The following is a 19,233-nucleotide window of genomic DNA, read 5'->3' on the forward strand; positions in this document are numbered from 1 at the left end:
AGGTTGCTACCCGACTGCGGACAGCGACGGAGTGGGACGAGAAGTGCAGAACGAGTTGCGCGTCAGTCTGCTGGGCGCGCTCGCCGCGACGCTCGACGGTCACGAGCTCACCCTCGGGCCGCCGCGGCAGAGGGCTGTGCTGGCCGTCCTCGCCTTGCGCGCCAACCACGTCGTGTCCCGCAGCGAGCTGATCGACGCGGTCTGGGGCGACGAGCCGCCCGCGAGCGCGGACAACGGCATCCACACCTACGTCGCCGGGCTGCGGCGGCTCTTCGAACCGGGAAGGGCTTCGCGCGCACCGAGCTCGGTGCTGCTGTCGACGGATTCGGGTTACCTGTTGAGGCTTCCGCCCGGCAGCACCGACGCCGCCGTGTTCCGCACCTACCTCGACGAGGCCGGGCGGCTGCGCGACGAACCGGCCGAGGCGATCGCCGCGTTCGACCTCGCTCTGGGGCTGTGGCGGGGAATCGCGCTCGACGGCGTGCCCGGTCCGTTCGCCGCGGTCGAACGCGCGCGTTTGGCCGAACTGCGGCTCACGGCCGTGGAGCAGCGTGCGGCGTTGATGCTCTCCGTCGGGCGTGAGGCGGAGGTGGCGGCGGAGCTCACCACGTTGGTCAGCGCGCATCCGTTGCGGGAGAGGCTGCACGGGCTGTTGATGTCCGCGCTGTACGGCGGGGGCAGACAGGCGGAGGCGCTGGCCGTCTTCACCGACCTGCGCCGCGTCCTGGTGGAGGAGCTCGGCATCGAGCCCGGCCCGGAGCTGCGCCGCCTGCACGAACAACTGCTCGCCGGGCGGCACGACCCACAGCCCGAACCCGTCGCGCCCGTCCTCGTTCCCGTGCAGCTGCCGCACGAGGTCCGCGACTTCACCGGCCGGGAGAAGGAGCTCGCGAAGCTCGCCGAGGTCGTGCCGCGCGACCACTCGCCGGCGCTCGTCGTGATCACCGGCACCGGTGGCGTCGGCAAGACCGCGCTCGCGGTCCGCTTCGCGCACCAGGTGGCCTCCCGCTTCCCCGACGGGCAGCTGCACGTCGACCTGCGCGGGTTCGACGCCTCGTCACCGCCGGTGCAGCCCGCCGCGGCGTTGCACCAGTTGCTGCAGAGCCTCGGGGTACCTGCCGAACGCGTGCCGGACGACCTGGCGGCGAAGTCCGCGCTGTACCGCAGTGTGCTCGCGGGCAAGCGGGTTCTGGTGCTGCTCGACAACGCGCGGCTGGCCGACCAGGTCCGTCCGCTGCTGCCGGGGCGGTCGTCGTCGATGGTGCTCGTCACGTCGCGAAACCACCTCGGCGGGCTCGTCGCGAGGGACGGCGCGCACTCGGTGACGTTGTCGACGCTCACCCGCGACGAGGGCCTGGCGCTGCTGACGTCCGCGGTGGGGCCGGACCGCGTCGAGGCCGAACCCGCTGCCGCCGCGAAGCTGGTCGAGCTGTGCGGGCACCTGCCGCTGGCGGTGCGGATCGCGGCCGAACGCGTGGTCACCCGCCCGCACCTCACGCTGGCCGACCTCGCCGGTGACCTGGCCGACGAGCGCGACCGGTTGAACGTGCTGGCGACGGGCGACGACGAGGACACGGCCGTGCGCGCGGCGTTCTCGTGGTCGTACCTGGCCCTCAAACCCGATGCCGCCAGGGCGTTCCGGCTGATCGGCCTGCATCCGGGCGCGGAGATCAGCCTGGCCGCCGTCGCCGCGCTGGCGGGCGTACCGGTGTCGCGGGCGCGGACGTTGCTCGACGTCCTGGCGGGCGGCCACATGATCGAGGAGGTCGCGCGCGGCCGGTTCCGCCTGCACGACCTGCTCCGCCTGTACGCCACGGAGCTCAGCGCCACCGAGGAGTCGCCCGACGGCCGCGACGAGGCCGTGAAACGCCTGCTGCGGTGGTACTCCGGCACCGCGAACGCCGCGGGGGCGATGATCGGACCACCGGACCACCCGGCGTTCCTGCTGCCGCCACTGTCCACTCAGGACTTCACCTCGCACGACGAGGCGTTCACCTGGTGTCGCACCGAGTCCGCGAACCTGCTGGCGGTGACGAGGCTCGCCGAGGACGAGCACTCGCCCGCGGCGTGGCAGATCCCGGTCGCGTTGTGGAACTACTTCATCGTGTCGAGTGCCCTGGACGAGTGGACCCGCTCGTACCGCGTCGCCGAACGGACGGCCGCGCGTGACGGCAACCAGGCCGCACGTGCGTGGGCGGTGCACGGTCAAGGGCTCGCCGCGTTCCGCGGTCAGCGGTTCGCCGACGCGCTCGAACTGTTCGACCGCGCGCTGGCGATCCGGCGCGAGATCGACGACCGCGTCGGTGCCGCGTGGAGCCTCACCGGCCTGGGCATGGCGTACGGCGGCCTGCGCCGGTTCGACCTGGCCGTCGAGAGGTTCGGCGAGGCGCTGGACCGGCACGCCGAGGTCGGGTCGTGGTTCGGGGAGGGCGGCACGCGACTGTTCCTGAGCGACATCCTGCGGCTGGCCGGGCGGCACGAGGAGTCGCTGGCGGCGGCACGCAGGGCGTTCGAGGTGATGGACGCGAACGGCGCGGTGCACGCCAAGGCGATGGCGTTGGTGAGCATCGGCTGGGCACGGCTGAAGCTCGGTCAACGGGTCGAGGCGCGCGACTCGTTCCGTGAGGCGGTCGGCTTCCTGCGCGTGCTCGGCGACCGCAAGAGCCTCGCGGAGGCGTTGCACGGCGTGGGGGAGTCGAGTGCGGGGCAGCCGGAGGTGGCGCGGACGCACCTGCTGGAGGCGTTGACGATCTACGAGGACTACGACCACCCGTTGATGCCGGACGTCCGCGCACGGCTGCACGAGCTCTCTTAGGGGCGATCCCTGATGTGCGTGGCTTGATATGTAGGCAAGCTACATGTCATGCAGAAGCGCGCGCGAACTCTGGTGGTGTGGTTGCACGTCGTCACGTCCGTCGGCTGGCTGAGCCAGGCCGTCGCGTTGCTGGCGCTGGTGCTGTACGGCATGGATTCGGGTGACGTGAAGGCGTTCGAGATGGCGCGCTTCCTCGACCACCAGGTGCTCGCGGTGATGGCGAACGTCAGCGCGTTCAGCGGGTTCATGCTCAGCGCGACGACGCCGTGGGGCTACTTCCGGCACTGGTGGGTGCTCGCGAAGTTCGTGATCACCGTCGTCCAGCTGTACGTCGGCATCTTCATCCTGAGCGACAACCTCGCAGCGGCCGCGCACGGGCACGTCTCGCCGTGGATGCCGGTGGGCACCGCGCTGATGATCAGCGCGATCGCGTTCCAGACGTGGCTGAGCGTGGCCAAGCCGTGGGGCCGCACGCCATGGGCGGACCCGAAGGTCAAGCTGCCCACGGCGAGCACGGCCGCGTTCGTCCTGGCACTGGTCGTGCCGGTGGCCGACTTCGCGCTCAGCCTCTACAGCGGTGGCCCGAGACCGTTGTTCATGCTGGTCACGGTGATCGCCTATGCGATCAGGCTGGCCGCCAGGGCGAGGACCCGGTCGTCGGGCGCGTCGGGTCGTGGAACTTCGGCGCGTCCGGCTCGTCCAGGCGCAACGGCACCAGGCCCTCGGTGATGGCGAGCATGATCCGCTCGTGGGCGCGGCGGGCGTCGCCCATCGTCTCGGCCCTGAGGTCCGACAGCTCGACGGGCTTGCCGAAGTGGACCTTGAACGTCGGCCGCCTGCGCACCGCGCGCAGCCACGACGTCAGGTACGGCAGGAGGTCCCTCCACCCGCCGACGCTCAGGTTGCCCCAGTACACGGCCTCGTGCGCGCCCCACTGGCTGATCGGGACCACCGGGATGCCGCCGCCGAGCGCCATGCGGGCGACACCGGTCTTGCCGCGCTCCGGCCACATGCCGGGGTCCAGCGTGATCTTGCCCTCGGGGTAGACGGCGATCGGGTCGCCGCCCTCGTTCAACGCCTCGACGGCCCGGTGCATCGCCTCGCCGACGTTCGCCGACCGCCGGTCGACGCGCAGGTGACCGCACGCCTTCAGGGCCGGGCCCATGACCGGGGCGTCGAGCAGCCCGCCGGCCAGCATGAACCGCGGGTTGACGCCGATCTTGCGGCACGCCGCGATGAGCACCATCGGGTCGAGGTTGCCGATGTGGTTGGACGCCAGCAGCAACGGCTTGCCGACGAGCTCCGGCGGGATGTCGCCCGATACCTCGAGCTTGCCAGTCAGCGCGATCAGGCCCCGGTCGACCACCATGAGCACGCGCCAGAAAAGCGGTGTGGACACGCCGCGCAGCGTACGGCGTGTCGTCCGGACGCCGTGCCCGATCCGGTGAACCATGAGGTTTCGCGCGCGTCCCGGTTGCAAACGAGGCTGGTGAGGCGCAAGGGACTACCTTGTAGACATGGCCGGGCGTACAGGGACTTCGAGAAAGACCACGTCACGCGGCAAAGCACCAGCGAAGCCGCGGGCGCGATCCACCGCGTCCAGAAAGCCCGCTCCGCGCAGGAGCGGCGGCGCGATCAGCGCCGTGTGGGGCGGTCTGGGACGTGGTGTCGGCAGCGTGGTCCGTGCGATCACCGGCACGAAGGGCCTCGAACCCGAACACCGGCGCGACGGCCTCGGCCTGTTCCTGATCGCGCTCGCGTTCATCACCGGTGCGGGCGTCTGGTGGCAGGCGGGCGGACCGGTCGGCCAGTGGGTCGACGTCGCCGTGCGCAGCTCCGTCGGGTTCCCGGCGGTGATCGTCCCGGTCGTGCTGCTCGGCATCGGCGTGACGCTGATGCGCACGGACTCGAAGCCCGAGGAGCGGTTCCGGCTCGTCGTCGGCGGCGTGCTGATGACCATCGGCGTGCTCGGCATGTTCCACCTGATCGGCGGCCTGCCGATGGACCCGGTCGCCCGCCGTGACGCGGGTGGCGCGCTGGGGTACCTGGCCGGCGGGTTCCTCGCGCAGGGCCTCACGCCGTGGGTCGCCGGGCCGCTGCTCCTGCTGATCTTCGTCTTCGGTCTGCTGTGCGTGCTGCACTGGCCGGTTCGCGAGGTGCCGCAACGACTTCGCGCCCTCGTGCACCGCGAGCGCACCCTCGATCCCGCGGACGACGAGGAACCGGTCCAGGAGGAGCCGAAGCCGGCGCGCCTGCGCCGTCCGTCGCGCCGCCGCCAGACCGCGGAGACCGTCGCCGAGGAGGAGCCGCAGGCCGAGCTCCCGCTGGAGGAGCCGGAACCCGCTCCCAGGTCTCCGGTGCAGAAGGAGAAGAAGGCCGCCGCCGCTGCTGCCGCCCCGGCCATGGCGGTGCGCGCGGTCGAGGGCGACTACCAGCTGCCGCCGCCCGGGATCCTCAAGGACGGCGACGCGCCGAAGGCCCGCAGCAAGGCCAACGACCAGATGATCGAGGCCATCACCGGCGTGCTGGACCAGTTCTCGATCGACGCCCAGGTCACCGGCTTCACTCGCGGCCCGACGGTCACCCGCTACGAGGTCGAGCTCGGCCCCGGCGTGAAGGTCGAGAAGATCACCGCGCTGACCAAGAACATCGCCTACGCCGTCGCCACCGACAACGTCCGCCTGCTCGCGCCGATCCCCGGCAAGTCCGCGGTGGGCATCGAGGTCCCCAACAGCGACCGCGAGATGGTGCGCCTGGGCGACGTGCTGCGCTCGCCGTCCACGCTCAAGGACACGCACCCGATGGTGGTGGGCCTGGGCAAGGACATCGAGGGCCACATGGTCACCGCGAATCTGACGAAGATGCCGCACCTGCTGGTCGCGGGTTCCACGGGGTCCGGCAAGTCGTCGTTCGTGAACTCGATGCTGGTGTCGCTGCTCGCCCGCGCGACGCCGGACGAGGTCAGGATGATCCTGATCGACCCGAAGATGGTCGAGCTCACCCCGTACGAGGGCATCCCGCACCTGATCACGCCGATCATCACGCAGCCGAAGAAGGCCGCGGCGGCGCTGGCGTGGCTGGTCGAGGAGATGGAGCAGCGCTACCAGGACATGCAGGTCAACCGGGTGCGCCACATCGACGACTTCAACCGCAAGGTGAAGTCCGGCGAGATCTCCGCGCCGCCCGGCTCCGAGCGCGTCTACCGGCCGTACCCGTACATCATGGCGATCGTCGACGAGCTGGCCGACCTGATGATGACCGCGCCGCGCGACGTCGAGGACGCGATCGTCCGCATCACGCAGAAGGCCCGTGCCGCGGGCATCCACCTGGTGCTGGCGACGCAGCGCCCGTCCGTCGACGTGGTCACCGGCCTGATCAAGACCAACGTGCCGTCGCGGCTGGCGTTCGCGACGTCCTCGCTGACCGACTCGCGGGTCATCCTCGACCAGCCCGGCGCCGAGAAGCTGATCGGCATGGGCGACGGCCTGTACCTGCCGATGGGCGCGGGCAAGCCGGTGCGCATCCAGGGCGCGTTCGTCGGCGACGAGGAGATCTCGCAGATCGTCGACTTCACCAAGAACCAGGCGCAGCCCGAGTACACCGACGGCGTCACGTCGCAGAAGGCGGGCGAGAAGAAGGAGATCGACGCCGACATCGGCGACGACCTGGAGCTGCTGGTGCAGGCGACCGAGCTGATCGTGACGTCGCAGTTCGGCTCGACGTCGATGCTGCAGCGCAAGCTCCGCGTCGGGTTCGCGAAGGCCGGCCGGCTGATGGACCTGCTGGAGACGCGCGGTGTCGTGGGGCCGTCGGAGGGCTCGAAGGCGCGTGAGGTGCTGATCAAGCCGGACGAGCTGGAGTCGGTGGTCTACCTGATGCGCGGGGGTGGCGGGCCGGAGGACGAGGAGTAGGGCCTCCGGTCGTTCCTCGCTCGAGAAGGCTCTGCGGGACCGGGAACCCGAGCTGCCGCAGGGCCTTCTGGGGTGGAAACCCGAGTTGCCGGAGGGCTCGTCGTGATCGGGAAGCCGAGCTGCCGCAGGGTCCCCGTTGATCAGGATGCCGTGCCGCCGCCGGGCCCCTTCTGACCGGGAAGCCGAGCTGACGCAGGGGTACCCCCTGACTGGGAACCCCTGCGTTTCACCGTAGTCGGCAGGTCTGACAGTCGGCGGGTGTCCTACTTCACGCCTGCCCGCTGGATGATCGCGGCCGTCGACGACCCGCTGCCGCCGAACTGCCGCACCGCCGCGTAGTAGATGTCGGCGGTCCGCTTGCACGCCCAGTTGCTGCCGCACTGGTGGTACATGTCGGCCTTGAAGTTGTTGTCGATGCGCAGCCGGTTCGCCTCGGTGAACCGCGTCTGCCGCTTGAAGTTGCGGTAACCGAAGTCGTGGCGGTGGCAGGCCGGCAGGAACTGGAAGCCGAACGGGTTGTCCGGCGAGTACGAGCAGCCGTCGGACGACCAGTCGAGCTGGTCGGCGTAGGGCTGCTGCGCGCGCAGTGTTGTGAACTGGCTCAGCGACTTCGAGAACAGGTAGTCGTCGGTCACCGCGACGGCGTCCACGGCGTGGGCCGAGGTGCCGGTGAAGAGCAGGGACAGCAGCGCGGCGGCACCCACGAATGCCGAGCGCAGGGTCTTCGACATGGCGAGCTCCTCTGGAACGTGAGCAGGGTCTCGCCCAGTTGTAGTCCGTGATCGATTGCCCCCGGTAGACACGATCCGGTGAACGTCAGGTGATCACGTGGCCGCAGGCGATCGCCGTGGCCACGCGGAGGGTGCGGGGGAGGCCGAGCGCGTGCAGCATCTCGTTGTCCGCCACCCCGCCGAGCAGGTAGCCGCCGAGCTTCTGCTCCGCCAGCCGGAGGCAGATCGTCTGGGCCGCCGCGCCCGCCTCTATCAGGCCGAACCGGCCCGCGCGTTCGCCGTACTTCTCGAACGAGTCGGTGTCCGCGAGCACCAGCACGATCGTCAGCGGGGGCGTGGACGGGGTGCCGAGGATCTCGGCCAGGTCCGCCGGGGCCGGGCCGATGTCCTGCAGGGCGTGCCGCCGGATGTCGTAGCGGACCGCGCGTTCGCCGACGAACGCGTAGCAGCGCACCGGGTTCAGCCCGCCGGCGGACGGGACGCTGTTGTCCGACAGTGCGCCCAGCACCGTGCCGAGCTGCTTGTCCGTCAACGGCCTCGCGGCGAACTCGCGGGTGCTCCTGCGCGCCTGGAACAGCTTCTGCAGCCGGTCGTGCGGGCGGGGGAGCGCGACGGGCGCCGACGGCAGTTCGAGCGGGTCGACCAGCGGCGGCTGCGGGCGGAAGTCGCGCAGCCGTTCGCCGAGCCTGCGCTGGTGCAGCGTCGAGAACCGGCTGGCGGCCCAGAAGTCGTCGAACATCGGCGTCACCCCAGCGGATGCGGTGCGGGATTCGGGAACACGCCCGGCGAGGCGTGCGGGTAGCGCCAGCCGAGCTCGCGGGCGCGGCCACCGAGGTGCGGCCAGCGGTGGTCGGCGTGCAGCGGCGCGAGGTCCGGGGACAGCACGCGGACGCAGTGCAGCCCGACCGCGGACAGTTCCGGGGTGGTCAGCTCGCGGTAGGCGATGCGGACGCCGGCGTCGTCCAAGGCGTGCACCAGCTCGGTCAGTTCCGCTGCCACGCCAACGGATTCCGCGTCGCGCGGTGGGTCGGTCTCGAAGCCGGAGAACCACCGCAGCGCATCCCACTTCGACGGGTGCGTCGCGTAGTAGACGGCATGCCGGTCGAAGTCGGTGGCCTCCCCGACGGGCTGGTCGCCGTTGCGCGCCAGCCACACCTCGATGAACACCGTGCCCTGCACCCACTCCTCGTACGCCTTCCGCACGGCTTCCGCGACCGTCGCGCGGCAGGCGAGACCCAGCGTTGGCCGGGGCTTGCCCGCGATCGGCAGCGACCCCGCGACGGCGACCACCGGGTGCGGGCTGTAGGCGGGCGTGAGGTCGAACGCCTCGACGCCGTCCGGAAGATCGGCGTCGAACCGTTGCGGGGCAAGGGAGTGCAGCCAGGTCGTGGTGAACGCGTCGCGCTCGACCAGTTCCTGCGCCGCCCTCAGCAACGCGCTGGTCGTCGACGGTCCGGCCGCGAGGCCAGAGGAGGTCGTGGGCAGCCCGTAGGACGCGTCCAGCCCCACCAGTCCGGCGGGCACGCGGATCGGTTCGTTGGCGGGCAATGTCCAAGCCCGCGTGTAGGGCGTGTCGACGTATCCCTTGCGATAGCGGTAGTTCGGGGCGACGCGTTGCTCGACCGTGTGCAGGCTGAAGTGCTCCAACGGCCAGCACGGGCCGTCGGTGACGATCTCCAGAGGTGCGCGTGCGGCGGCGTGGCGTTCCAGGGCCTCGGCGATAGCCGCGACCTTCGACGTGCCGCCGGACGTGCCCCCGACCGCGAACGGTTCGGGCACGGCGGCCCAGCCTTCCAAGTCCACATCGGACAGACTGTGCGGCACGGGATGCAGCTGCGACACCACGCCCTGCCGCCACCCGACCGCGCGCTCGACGAGCGTCTCGGCGACGGTCTTCACGACTTGGCCCGGTTGCGCCGGAAGATCCAGATCCCGAGCGTCAGCGCGCCGCCGAGGTAGAGGACGAACCCGCTCGCCGCGGCCACGTCGCCGAGCTGGGAGATCCCGCCCAGCAGCGGCACCGCGACGAACGGCTCGACGCAGAACAGCGACGCCCAGCCGAGCAGCCGGACCGCGCTCGTCCACGGCTTCGGCGACCGGGCGAGGAACCCCGCCGCGACGGCCCACCCCAGCACCGCGCCGACCGCGCCGGCCCACCAGCCCCAGTGCAGGTCGAAGACCGCGCCGTGGGTGACGAACGGCGACACGAGGACGAGTAGCGGGAAGATCGCCGAAGGCAGCACGAGCGCGCCGCGAGGGCCGGGGAGGTCTTTGGTGTCCCGGTGCAGTGCCGCCGGGATCTGCACGGCCGCGCCGACCGAGGAAACCGCACAGCAGCAACAACAACAGCAACAGGTGGGCGTGGCGGCACTGGTGGCGGCCGCACCGGGTGAGAACTGGTCAGGTAACCGGACTGCTGTCGCGTTCATGGTCCCCCCAAGGAAGTGAGACGCGCCCGACGTCGATCTTCGGGCAGACCTCGCACCCGGCGGCCAGCAGCACGCTCTCGCGCGTCGTCGTGAACTCGTCGAGGTGGACGGTGACGACCGTGTCGAGCAGCGCCAGCGAACCGCTGCGGATGTTCTGGATGGCTTGCGTGGCAAGGGAAAGCGGGAAGTCGAAGGCCAGTGCGCCGGGGTTCGGGGGAGGAGGCGGGTCGCCCCACCGCCGTCCCGCCCGCACCGCGAGGCACGCCAGGCAGGCACCGGCGCCGGGCACCACGAAGGGCCCGATCGCGGCGGTGTGGTGGTAGGCGAGGTCCAGCAGCAGGTGCGGGACCTCGGTCGTGCGCGCCACCTCGACGAGGTCGAGCAGCGTTCCGGTGGTCCGCACGACGAGCAGCAGGTCCGGGTCCTGGTCGTGCGGCAACCGCTCCACCAGCCCGGCGGGCGCCTCCCCGACGACGAGCGTGCCGACCTTCACCGGCCGCGCGTCGTCGGAGGGCAACCCGGCCGGGCGGAGAGCGCCCAGAGTCCTCAGCTGGGCCACGTGCCGGCGGACCGGTTCCCCCAACCGGCTCTCGTCGACCGTGCGAGCCGCTCCCCTCGACACCGGCTCGAACAGCCCCGCCAGCTCCGCGGCCACCGCCCCGGGCAGGTCCGGGATCAGGTACGCGAGATCGGCTCCCGCGTACACGACCAGGCCTTCTTCTCTCAGCTGCGCCTGCCAGGCGGGATCAGCGACCAGGCTCATCCTCGTCCCCCCTCTGCAGGAAGCTCGCGATCTCCTGCTCGCTCGGCAGATCGCCGGCCGGGTCCATCAGGTTCTCGGCGATCGGCGGCAACGGCTGCTCGGCCCACGCGGGCTGGTAGTCGTCGCTGGGCAGCAGCCCGTGCCGCGACGCGAACTCCTCGGCCGCGTCCCGGATCGACTCCCGCAGCGTCCCCACCACGGCGGTCTCCGCCGTGTAGGTCAGCTCGACGAGCAACGCCCGCACGTTCTCGAGCTGGTTCTCGTCCCCGGCCTTGCGCGCGAGCTCGGGCCAGAACTGCCGCTCGAACAACCGCACGAAGTCCGCCGCTACCGCGTCGGTCGCCGTGCGCAGGCGCGTGAAGCTGTCCATGACGTCATCGCTGGGCACCCGCAGACCGGCGAGCCTGCCGCCCGCCTCGAGTGCCCAGCGACGCGCGTGCGGCCAGCCGTACTTCCACCGCACCAAGCCCAACCGCATAGCCCGGAGGAGGAGTCGCGGTTGGACATCTCCCATCGGAACGAGGTGGCGGATGTCGCGCACCTTGATCCGAACCCAGTCGTCGGGCCCCTCGGTCTCGCCCATGCCGAGCACCGCGGCGACCGACTCGCCCTTCTCCCGTGCCTGGATCAGCTCCGCGATCGCCGGCAGCGAGAACCCCCGCTGCTGCAACCGCTGGACCAACGTCAACCGCTCGACGTGCGAGGCGTCGTAGTACGCCACGCGACCCTGCCGTCTCGGCGCGTGCAGCACACCCTTCGTCTGGTACATGCGAATGGTGCTGCTGGGCAGGCCGATCCGGGCGGCGAGCTCGTCGACGGTCAGCGATTCGGACACGGGACGATCCTGGCGCCGGTTGGTTCGTCGAGTCAAGACTCTTCGAGTAATTACTCGAAGAGTTAGAGCTCCAGGAGCATCCGGCTGTTGCCGAGCGTGTTGGGCTTCACGTAGCTGAGGTCGAGGAACTCGGCGACACCCTCGTCGACCGACCGCATGATCTCCTCGTAGACCTCGGGACTGACCGGCGTCCCCTCGATCTCGACGAACCCGTGCTTGGCGAAGAATCGCGTCTCGAACGTGAGGCAGAAGATCCGCGCGAGCTCCAACTCCTTCGCCGTGGCGATGAGCTGCGCCACGATCCGGTGCCCGACCCCCTTGCCCAGCGCCATCGGCGACACCGCGACGCTGCGGATCTCGGCCAGGTCCTCCCACATGACGTGCAGGGCGCCGCAGCCGAGCAGCTCGCCGTCCTCCTCCGCCACCCAGAACTCCTGGACGGCCTCGTAGAGGGTGACCAGCGGTTTGGCCAGCAGGACCTTGCCCGCGTACCCGTCGATCAACGCCTTCATGGCGCGCACGTCGCTGGTGCGGGCGCGCCGCACGACTACCCCACTGGTCACGAGGGTCAAGTATGGGCCGCGCCCGTGCGGGGCCTGCGGGCAGATGTCGTAGCCGCAACAAGGGATGATCTGAGAAGCTAGACGTGACTTTGTGTGGTTTACCCGCGCGATACGGCCTGAAAATTCTGGAGGAGGTGGTTCGGGTGCTCAGGAGCTTCCGGTTGGAGAATCATCGCTCGTTCCGCGATGAGCACGAGTTGTTGCTCATGCCCGCGTATGCCAAGGGGCGGGACGCGCTGCCCGTCGTGGCGATCTACGGCGCGAACGCTTCCGGCAAGTCGAACCTCCTCGACGGCTTGAAGTTCCTGGCGGAGGCCGTGAGGGACTCGTTCAGCGCCTGGGGGCCCGACGCGGGGGTGGTCGGCCGGCGTTCGTTCAAGCTCGATGTGGGCAAGCGCGCGGAGCCCTCCACGTACGTGGTCGAGCTGGTCCAGGACGGCGTGCGGTACACCTACGGCGTCGAGGTGGACGACGAGCGCGTTCTCGAGGAGTGGCTGTACAGCTATCCGGAGAAGCGCAAGCGGGTGCTGTTCGAGCGGGATGGCGACGGCGTCAAGTTCGGAAGCACGCTCGACGAGTCGAAGGCCGCGCTGGAAGTTCTCGAGACAGTCCTCCGGCCCAACGCGCTTCTCATCAGCCTTGCCGCACAACTCAAGATTTCCTGGGTGTTGCCGGTGTACCGCTGGTTCGTCGGCTCTCTTCGTTTTCGGGTGAACTCCGGCGGTAGGGCCGCTGAGGACGAGGTTGCGGAATTCCTGCGACAGCACCCCGAGTCCAGGGCCGAACTGGTCGAACTCGTTCGTGCGGCTGACGTGGGCATCGATGACGCGGTGGTCGTCGACGAGGCCGATCTCGTCCAAATCCCGACCGGCAGCGGTAAAACGCGGTCCATGTTCGACGTTTTCTTCCCCGGCCCAGCCATTCATCTCGTGCACCGAGGATGCGCGGAGCCGTTCCGGCTGGATGAGGAGTCTGCGGGCACCCGGTCGTGGCTGGGCGTGCTTCCCGCGGTTCTGGCGGTTCTCCGAGACGGCGGCTGCCTGGTCATCGACGAGATCGACGCGAGTCTGCACCCGTTGCTGACGATGCGGCTCATCACGTTGTTCAACGATGAGCACGCGAACGCGTCCGGCGGCCAGCTGATCTTCACCACGCACGACGCGACGTTGTTGCACGCGCCTTTCGCCGAGGAGGTGCTGGCGCGTGACGAAGTCTGGTTCGTGGAGAAGGAGCGGAGCAGCGGAGCCAGCTCTCTCTACCCGTTGACCGATTTCAAACCGCGGGGTGAGGACAACCTCGAACGCCGCTATCTCGCAGGTCGCTACGGAGCCGTGCCCGAACTGTTCGAGGACAGGTTCGCCGAAGTCGTCCGAGGCCGCCGTGGCGAAGCGTGAAAAGAAGCGGGAGAACTCGCAGTCGAGGCTTGGCAGGCCGCGGGAACTGCGACCCGGTCACGTCCTGATCGCGACAGGTGGCCGATGCACCGAACCCGCTTACTTCAACGGCCTCGCCCGAGCGCGTGGGGCTCGCGTCAAGGTGAGGCAGAAGACCGACTCGCCCGAGAATCTCGTGAGATATGCGAAAAGCATTTACACGAAGGACGAGTACGACAGCGTCTGGTGCGTCGTCGACGTGGACGACTTCGACATCATGGCCGCCCGTGTCGAGGCGGCACGTCAAGGTGTCGAGCTGGCGGTGTCCGAACCCTGCTTCGAAGTCTGGTTGCTCTTGCACTTCATCGACCACCGCGCTCACGTCGACAACGGCAAGGCCGCCTGCAAGCTGCTCGCCAAGCACGTTCCGGCTTACGACAAGAAGCTCGACTACGCGGCGTTCGAAGGAGGCGTCGACATGGCGGTCAAGCGTGCGAAGGAGCTTCCCGCCGGCAACCCGTCGACCGACGTGTGGCGCCTCGTCGAGGTGCTCTTGCGGCACTGAATTCAAGGTCTGACACCCCACCCGGTTACGCTGAGCACCGTGTCTTCTCCCACCACTCCGCGACGCGTGTCGCTGCTGACCCTGGGCTGCGCCCGCAACGAGGTCGACTCCGAAGAGCTCGCCGGACGGCTCGGCGAGGGCGGCTGGGAGCTGGTGGACGAGGGCGCGGACGTCGTCGTCGTCAACACGTGCGGCTTCGTCGAGCAGGCCAAGAAGGACTCGGTCGACACGTTGCTCGCCGCGTCCGACACCGGCGCCAAGGTCGTCGCCGTCGGGTGCATGGCGGAGCGGTACGGCAAGGAGCTCGCGGACAGCCTTCCCGAGGCGGCCGCGGTCCTCGGCTTCGACCAGTACAACGACCTCGCCGAGCGGCTGCAGGACGTGCTGCACGGCAAGCCCGTCGAGTCGCACGTGCCGGTGGACCGCCGCACGCTGCTGCCGATCACACCGGTGCAGCGCCAGGAAGCTGCTCAAGCGGTGCAGGTGCCCGGCCACGGCTGGGGTCCCACCAAAGTCCAGCGCAAGCGCCTCGACGACGCTCCGGTGGCGCCGCTCAAGATCGCGAGTGGCTGTGACCGGCGGTGCAGCTTCTGCGCCATCCCCAGCTTCCGCGGCGCCTTCGTGTCGCGGCACCCGGACGAGATCGTGTCCGAGGCCATGTGGCTCGCCGAGAACGGCGTCAAGGAGCTGTTCCTCGTCAGCGAGAACTCCACGAGCTACGGCAAGGACCTGCCGCGCGAGCAGGGCGCCCTCGAGCAGTTGCTGCCGCGTCTCGCGAGCATCCCGGGCGTCGAGCGCGTGCGGGTGAGCTACCTGCAGCCGGCCGAGACCAAGCCGAGCCTCGTCGCCGCCATCGCGAAGACCGACAAGGTCGCGAACTACTTCGACATGTCGTTCCAGCACTCCAGCGAGAACGTGCTGCGCCGCATGCGCCGGTTCGGCGACACCGACAGCTTCCTCAAACTCGTCTGGCAGATCCGCGAGCACGCGCCCGAGGCCGGCATCCGCAGCAACTTCATCGTCGGCTTCCCCGGCGAGACCGAGGACGACCTCAAAGAGCTCGAACGCTTCCTCACGGAGGCGCGCCTCGACGCCGTCGGCATCTTCGGCTACTCCGACGAGGACGGCACCGAGGCCGAGGAGCTCGACGGCAAGCTCGACGCGGACACCATCGCCGAGCGCGTGCAGCGGATCGGCAACCTCGTCGAGGAGCTCACCAGCCAGCGCGCGGAGGACCGGGTCGGCACCGAGGTCACGGTGCTGATCGAGACCGAGGAGGACGAGGAGAGCGACTGCGTCGGGCGGGCCGAGCACCAGGCGCCCGAGGTCGACGGCGAGTGCATCGTGCTCGAGGCCGAGGGGCTGAAGCGCGGCGACTTCGTGCGGTGCCGGGTGGTCGACTCCGAGGGAGTGGACCTGGTCGTCGAGGTAATCCCGACATGACCGAGGCCCGGAAGGTCCCGCTGCTCAACGTCGCGAACATCCTCACGATGGCGCGGCTGGTCCTCGTTCCGGTCTTCCTGTTCTCCCTGTTCGAAGCGGGCGGCTTCGACACGACGTGGCGGCTCATCGCGTTCGGTGTCTTCGCCGTCGCGAGCTTCACCGACCACATCGACGGCACGCTCGCCCGCAAGCACGGCCTGATCACCGACTTCGGCAAGATCGCCGACCCGATCGCCGACAAGGCGCTGACCGGGTCGGCGCTGGTCGGCCTGAGCATCCTCGACGTGCTGCCGTGGTGGATCACGATCGTCATCGCCGTGCGCGAGATCGGCATCACGCTGCTGCGGTTCTGGGTGATCCGCTACGGCGTGATCCCCGCGAGCCGCGGCGGCAAGGCCAAGACGCTCGCCCAGGTCATCGCGATCGGGCTGTTCGTGCTCCCGCAGAACGACGTGCTGCAGCTCATCGCGTGGGTGATCATGGCCGTCGCGCTGGTCCTCACCGTCGTCACGGGAATCGATTACGTCATCCGGGCGTTCAAGATGAAGGCGAGAGCAGGCAGGGCGGTGCTGTGAAAGGCGTCGTCGACCTGCTCAAAGCGAGGAACGAGACCGTCGCCACGGCCGAGTCGCTGACCGCGGGTCTGCTGTGCGCGACGATCGTCGACACACCGGGGGCGAGTGCCGTGGTCCGCGGTGGGTTGATCGTCTACGCGACCGAGCTCAAGCACGAGCTCGCGGGCGTGGATCAGAAGTTGCTCGACGAGCACGGTGCCGTGCACCCGGACGTCGCCGTCCAGCTGGCCGAGGGCGCCCGCCGCAGGTGCGGTTCCGACTGGGGAATCGGGCTCACGGGGGTCGCCGGACCGGACCCGCAGGACGGAGTCGCTCCAGGCACGGTCCACATCGGCTTGAGCGGCCCTGGAGTGTCCACAGTGCGGACAATCACTGTGAGTGGCGACAGAAAAGCGGTGCGTTTCTCGGCCGTGGAAAAAGCGCTGGTCCTGCTCTCGGAATACTTGCTGATCACCCCGGACGGGAACAAACGATGACCGGCCGTTCGTTCGCCCTTGGCGGACGTGTTCGGAAGTCACTGCCCGTTGTCGGTGTCGATCGGTAACGTAGGGACACGGCCGGCCGGAAGGAGGCGCGCGATGACCGTGCTGCTGCGCGAGGCGATCGGTGATCGGCTTCGCCATGCCCGCACCAACCAACGCCGCACGCTGCGCGAGGTCTCTCGGACCGCCCGCGTGAGCCTGGGGTACCTGTCCGAGGTGGAGCGCGGCCGCAAAGAGGCGTCCAGCGAGCTCCTCGCGGCCATCTGCGAAGCACTGGAACTGCCGCTGTCCGAACTTCTGCACCACGTCGCCTCCGACATCGGCGCCGTCCAGCAGACGCCGGACACGGTGCCGGACACCGTCCCGGACGGGCGTTCGGACCGCGGGAAGCTGGAGGGTGGCCGCGTGCTGCCGTCCACGCTGTCGGACGACCTGTCCGACCTGCGCCTGCAGCCCATGCTCACGCACAGGCTCACCAGCAAGATCGGCGAGACGCCCAAGGCGGTCGTCGCGGCGTAACACCCCCATGTCGTTCCGGCCCCGCATGCCACCAGGCGTGCGGGGCCGCCTGCATCCGGGTGGTCTGTGGCCCGGGCCACGTGACGGTCTGCAACAAGACGGGCTCGTCGTACGTTCAACTGACAACGACGGCGGCGTGCCGGACGGCAGGCAACGGCTTGGCATCAGCACGCTGGGTCACCGCGTCTCGGGGCGCGGGTGCGGGCAGGATTGGCGCCGGCGGGTGTGTCAATCCAAAGTCCCGGGGTGGGTCGGGGTCTTCCCGGATATCTCCCCAGGTTGGTGGAACCGCCGACGCACAATTGAGACGATGGATCCAACACCGGCACCGAGAAGGCAGGCGTAGGAGATGGCCAGTCCGTTCGTGAAGTTCTGGAAGTACCTGATGGCTTCGTTCTCGTCGAAGATCGACGAGCACGCTGACCCGAAGGTGCAGATCCAGCAGGCCATCGAGGAGGCGCAGCGTCAGCACCAGGCGCTCTCTCAGCAGGCCGCGGCCGTCATCGGCAACCAGCGCCAGCTGGAGATGAAGCTGAACCGCCAGCTGGGCGACGTGGAGAAGCTGCAGGCCTCCGCACGCCAGGCGCTCGTGCTCGCCGACGAGGCGCGCTCGAAGGGCGACGAGCAGAAGGCCGCGCAGTTCGAGAACGCCGCGCAGGGCTTCGCCACCCAGCTCGTCACCGCCGAGCAGGGCATCGAGGACCTCAAGACGCTGCACGACCAGTCGCTGCAGGCCGCGGCGCAGGCCAAGCAGGCTGTCGAGCGCAACTCGATGATGCTGCAGCAGAAGCTGGCCGAGCGCACCAAGCTCCTCAGCCAGCTGGAGCAGGCCAAGATGCAGGAGCAGGTCTCCGCGTCGCTGAACCAGATGAGCGAACTCGCGGCGCCGGGCAACGTCCCGTCGCTCGAAGAGGTGCGCGACAAGATCGAGAAGCGCTACTCGACCGCCCTCGGGTCCGCCGAGCTCGCCCAGAACTCGGTGCAGGGCCGGATGCTCGAGGTGCAGGCCTCGACGACCCAGCTCGCCGGCTCGTCGCGGCTGGAGCAGATCCGCGCGTCCATGCACGGCGGCCAGTCCGGCACGCCGCAGCAGGTGACCGCGGGCAACAGCGCCGCCGCGCAGATCCAGGCCGAGATCGCGCAGCGCGTCCAGCAGGAGCAGAAGACCACGCAGCAGCAGGTCCCGCCGGCCCAGAACTGACGGGCAGCGGGGCAGGAGGAGTCAGCAGGTGATCATGGAGCCCTGGAGAAACCGTCCCAACAACGAGATCGTCCGCAAGGTCGTCGGTGAGTTGGGTGCGTCGCTCCAGGGCCACCCGCTGGCGGAGCAGGCGCGGTACCGCCTGCAGAAGTGGAACGACCCGGTCGCCAAGCTCGAACGCAGGCGCAAGCGGACCAACGCCGTGCTCACGTTCTGGCTGGTGCTGATCACGATCTTCGGCACCCTCGCCGTCTTCGGCTTCACCGGCGTGCTCGGCACGTGGGCGGCGGTGGGCGGCACGATCGGTGCCGCCGTGCCCGGTCTGCTCGCCGTGCGCAGCGGGGTCAAGCTGCGTGAGCTGACCGCGGCCCGGCAACGGCTGGCGCTGTCGCCACCGCCGCCGCCCCGGCCGCCGCTGCCCGCGCACATCTCGTCCGCGCGCGTGCCGATGGAGAAGCTGCACAGCGCCGAGGACGCGATGACCGAGCTGCTGCGCCAGCTCGACTCGCCCGCGCTCACGACGATGCCGGCGGAGTCCGTCCAGCACGCCCGTCAGACCGCCCAGGAGGCCTCGTCGGCCATCCGCGCGGTGTCCGGGCAGCTGCAGGCCGTGGAGCGCGCCCGTGACACGGCACCGCACCTGGAGCGCGCGCAGCTGGTCGAGGGCGTGCGGGTGCTCAGGATCCAGCTGGCGGACGGCGTGGACCGTTACTGCGCGTTGGTCGCGGAGGCGGGCAAGGCGCTGGCGGCGAGCACCCAGTTCCAGGACCCGCGCGCCGTGCTCGACGACGCGACGGACCACCTGGCCGGACTGGCGTCCGCGATGCGTGACGTGTCCGGCTATTCAGCGCACTGAGATCTAACTCTCCGTGGTCGCGTGCGCCTAATCGGCGGTTCTCTCTGGAGATCTTTACGGCGATCGTGTGATTATCAGACCGTTACCTAGCCGTGGTCACTACATGGCGTGGCAGGATTCCGGGGCCGGTCTGCGGGAAGACCGGCTGAAACGCCGGGAGGCAGTGCGTTGG

At 69.7% G+C, this 19,233-nt stretch carries 19 protein-coding genes; 11 read left to right on the plus strand and 8 right to left on the minus strand.

What is annotated here, in order from left to right; genetic code table 11:
- The first annotated feature begins 43 nt into the window (after positions 1-43).
- Positions 44-2,815 carry a BTAD domain-containing putative transcriptional regulator gene (locus ACFWV3_RS10675; RefSeq protein ID WP_382410563.1) on the plus strand — a complete coding sequence of 924 codons (2,772 nt, stop codon included), beginning with the start codon at positions 44-46 and terminating at the stop codon, positions 2,813-2,815.
- A gap of 48 nt (positions 2,816-2,863) precedes the next feature.
- Positions 2,864-3,544, plus strand: coding sequence for a hypothetical protein (locus ACFWV3_RS10680; RefSeq protein WP_382410565.1), 681 nt, complete (start codon positions 2,864-2,866; stop codon positions 3,542-3,544).
- Here the strand turns inward: ACFWV3_RS10680 and ACFWV3_RS10685 are convergent.
- Positions 3,441-4,184 carry a lysophospholipid acyltransferase family protein gene (locus tag ACFWV3_RS10685; RefSeq protein ID WP_382411317.1) on the minus strand — a complete coding sequence of 248 codons (744 nt, stop codon included), beginning with the start codon at positions 4,182-4,184 and terminating at the stop codon, positions 3,441-3,443. The genes ACFWV3_RS10680 and ACFWV3_RS10685 overlap by 104 nt on opposite strands.
- A gap of 148 nt (positions 4,185-4,332) precedes the next feature.
- Between ACFWV3_RS10685 and ACFWV3_RS10690 the strand changes: the two genes are divergently transcribed.
- Positions 4,333-6,726, plus strand: a complete 2,394-nt coding sequence (locus ACFWV3_RS10690; protein ID WP_382410567.1) for a DNA translocase FtsK 4TM domain-containing protein — start codon at positions 4,333-4,335, stop codon at positions 6,724-6,726.
- 263 nt (positions 6,727-6,989) lie between these two features.
- On the opposite strand, the gene ACFWV3_RS10695 is transcribed toward ACFWV3_RS10690, so the two are convergent.
- From ACFWV3_RS10695 to ACFWV3_RS10725, 7 genes are all read right to left on the minus strand, one after another.
- Positions 6,990-7,457, minus strand: a complete 468-nt coding sequence (locus tag ACFWV3_RS10695; protein ID WP_382410569.1) for a phospholipase — start codon at positions 7,455-7,457, stop codon at positions 6,990-6,992.
- Between the two features lie 85 nt (positions 7,458-7,542).
- Positions 7,543-8,196 (minus strand): nitroreductase family protein, encoded by a 654-nt coding sequence (locus ACFWV3_RS10700; protein ID WP_382410571.1) that lies wholly within the window; start codon positions 8,194-8,196, stop codon positions 7,543-7,545.
- 5 nt (positions 8,197-8,201) lie between these two features.
- Complete coding sequence (locus tag ACFWV3_RS10705; protein ID WP_382410574.1) at positions 8,202-9,356, minus strand: YcaO-like family protein; 1,155 nt, start codon at positions 9,354-9,356, stop codon at positions 8,202-8,204.
- Complete coding sequence (locus ACFWV3_RS10710; RefSeq protein WP_382410576.1) at positions 9,353-9,886, minus strand: hypothetical protein; 534 nt, start codon at positions 9,884-9,886, stop codon at positions 9,353-9,355. Before ACFWV3_RS10710 ends, ACFWV3_RS10705 begins: the two co-directional genes overlap by 4 nt.
- Positions 9,858-10,649, minus strand: a complete 792-nt coding sequence (locus ACFWV3_RS10715; protein WP_382410578.1) for a hypothetical protein — start codon at positions 10,647-10,649, stop codon at positions 9,858-9,860. The genes ACFWV3_RS10710 and ACFWV3_RS10715 overlap by 29 nt, the downstream gene beginning before the upstream one ends.
- Positions 10,633-11,484: a MerR family transcriptional regulator gene (locus ACFWV3_RS10720; RefSeq protein ID WP_382410580.1), complete on the minus strand. Its 852-nt coding sequence runs from the start codon at positions 11,482-11,484 to the stop codon at positions 10,633-10,635. The genes ACFWV3_RS10715 and ACFWV3_RS10720 overlap by 17 nt, the downstream gene beginning before the upstream one ends.
- Before the next feature lie 62 nt (positions 11,485-11,546).
- Positions 11,547-11,996, minus strand: coding sequence for an amino-acid N-acetyltransferase (locus ACFWV3_RS10725; RefSeq protein WP_382411318.1), 450 nt, complete (start codon positions 11,994-11,996; stop codon positions 11,547-11,549).
- A gap of 194 nt (positions 11,997-12,190) precedes the next feature.
- Here ACFWV3_RS10725 and ACFWV3_RS10730 point away from each other — a divergent pair, with 194 nt between their 5' ends.
- The 8 genes from ACFWV3_RS10730 to ACFWV3_RS10765 all read left to right on the plus strand — a co-directional run bounded on the left by ACFWV3_RS10730 (position 12,191) and on the right by ACFWV3_RS10765 (position 19,061).
- Positions 12,191-13,441 (plus strand): ATP/GTP-binding protein, encoded by a 1,251-nt coding sequence (locus ACFWV3_RS10730; RefSeq protein WP_382410582.1) that lies wholly within the window; start codon positions 12,191-12,193, stop codon positions 13,439-13,441.
- The gene (locus ACFWV3_RS10735; RefSeq protein WP_382410584.1) at positions 13,428-13,985 is read left to right on the plus strand and encodes an RloB family protein; all 558 of its coding nucleotides are present in this window, start codon (positions 13,428-13,430) and stop codon (positions 13,983-13,985) included. The genes ACFWV3_RS10730 and ACFWV3_RS10735 overlap by 14 nt, the downstream gene beginning before the upstream one ends.
- Before the next feature lie 39 nt (positions 13,986-14,024).
- On the plus strand, positions 14,025-15,428 hold the full coding sequence (rimO, locus tag ACFWV3_RS10740) for a 30S ribosomal protein S12 methylthiotransferase RimO (protein WP_382410586.1): 1,404 nt from the start codon (positions 14,025-14,027) through the stop codon (positions 15,426-15,428).
- Positions 15,425-16,003 carry a CDP-diacylglycerol--glycerol-3-phosphate 3-phosphatidyltransferase gene (gene pgsA, locus ACFWV3_RS10745; RefSeq protein WP_382410588.1) on the plus strand — a complete coding sequence of 193 codons (579 nt, stop codon included), beginning with the start codon at positions 15,425-15,427 and terminating at the stop codon, positions 16,001-16,003. The genes rimO and pgsA overlap by 4 nt, the downstream gene beginning before the upstream one ends.
- Positions 16,000-16,479 (plus strand): CinA family protein, encoded by a 480-nt coding sequence (locus ACFWV3_RS10750; RefSeq protein ID WP_382410590.1) that lies wholly within the window; start codon positions 16,000-16,002, stop codon positions 16,477-16,479. The genes pgsA and ACFWV3_RS10750 overlap by 4 nt, the downstream gene beginning before the upstream one ends.
- Before the next feature lie 102 nt (positions 16,480-16,581).
- On the plus strand, positions 16,582-17,004 hold the full coding sequence (locus ACFWV3_RS10755; protein ID WP_382410592.1) for a helix-turn-helix domain-containing protein: 423 nt from the start codon (positions 16,582-16,584) through the stop codon (positions 17,002-17,004).
- Between the two features lie 349 nt (positions 17,005-17,353).
- Positions 17,354-18,205, plus strand: coding sequence for a PspA/IM30 family protein (locus ACFWV3_RS10760; protein ID WP_382410594.1), 852 nt, complete (start codon positions 17,354-17,356; stop codon positions 18,203-18,205).
- A gap of 34 nt (positions 18,206-18,239) precedes the next feature.
- Positions 18,240-19,061 carry a hypothetical protein gene (locus ACFWV3_RS10765; protein ID WP_382410596.1) on the plus strand — a complete coding sequence of 274 codons (822 nt, stop codon included), beginning with the start codon at positions 18,240-18,242 and terminating at the stop codon, positions 19,059-19,061.
- Positions 19,062-19,233: the final 172 nt, after the last annotated feature.

This window comes from Lentzea sp. NPDC059081, assembly GCF_042738015.1.
Classification (GTDB): domain Bacteria; phylum Actinomycetota; class Actinomycetes; order Mycobacteriales; family Pseudonocardiaceae; genus Lentzea.

Excerpts from the sequence above, each read along its gene's own strand:
- ACFWV3_RS10765 (WP_382410596.1), top strand. The coding sequence starts at position 18,240 with ATGGAGCCCTGGAGAAACCGTCCCAACAACGAGATCGTCCGCAAGGTC.
- ACFWV3_RS10725 (WP_382411318.1), bottom strand. The coding sequence starts at position 11,996 with ATGAAGGCGTTGATCGACGGGTACGCGGGCAAGGTCCTGCTGGCCAAA.
- pgsA (WP_382410588.1), top strand. The coding sequence starts at position 15,425 with ATGACCGAGGCCCGGAAGGTCCCGCTGCTCAACGTCGCGAACATCCTC.
- ACFWV3_RS10685 (WP_382411317.1), bottom strand. The coding sequence starts at position 4,184 with ATGGTGGTCGACCGGGGCCTGATCGCGCTGACTGGCAAGCTCGAGGTA.
- ACFWV3_RS10690 (WP_382410567.1), top strand. The coding sequence starts at position 4,333 with ATGGCCGGGCGTACAGGGACTTCGAGAAAGACCACGTCACGCGGCAAA.
- ACFWV3_RS10700 (WP_382410571.1), bottom strand. The coding sequence starts at position 8,196 with ATGTTCGACGACTTCTGGGCCGCCAGCCGGTTCTCGACGCTGCACCAG.
- ACFWV3_RS10760 (WP_382410594.1), top strand. The coding sequence starts at position 17,354 with ATGGCCAGTCCGTTCGTGAAGTTCTGGAAGTACCTGATGGCTTCGTTC.
- ACFWV3_RS10680 (WP_382410565.1), top strand. The coding sequence starts at position 2,864 with ATGCAGAAGCGCGCGCGAACTCTGGTGGTGTGGTTGCACGTCGTCACG.
- ACFWV3_RS10715 (WP_382410578.1), bottom strand. The coding sequence starts at position 10,649 with ATGAGCCTGGTCGCTGATCCCGCCTGGCAGGCGCAGCTGAGAGAAGAA.
- ACFWV3_RS10695 (WP_382410569.1), bottom strand. The coding sequence starts at position 7,457 with ATGTCGAAGACCCTGCGCTCGGCATTCGTGGGTGCCGCCGCGCTGCTG.
- ACFWV3_RS10755 (WP_382410592.1), top strand. The coding sequence starts at position 16,582 with ATGACCGTGCTGCTGCGCGAGGCGATCGGTGATCGGCTTCGCCATGCC.
- ACFWV3_RS10710 (WP_382410576.1), bottom strand. The coding sequence starts at position 9,886 with ATGAACGCGACAGCAGTCCGGTTACCTGACCAGTTCTCACCCGGTGCG.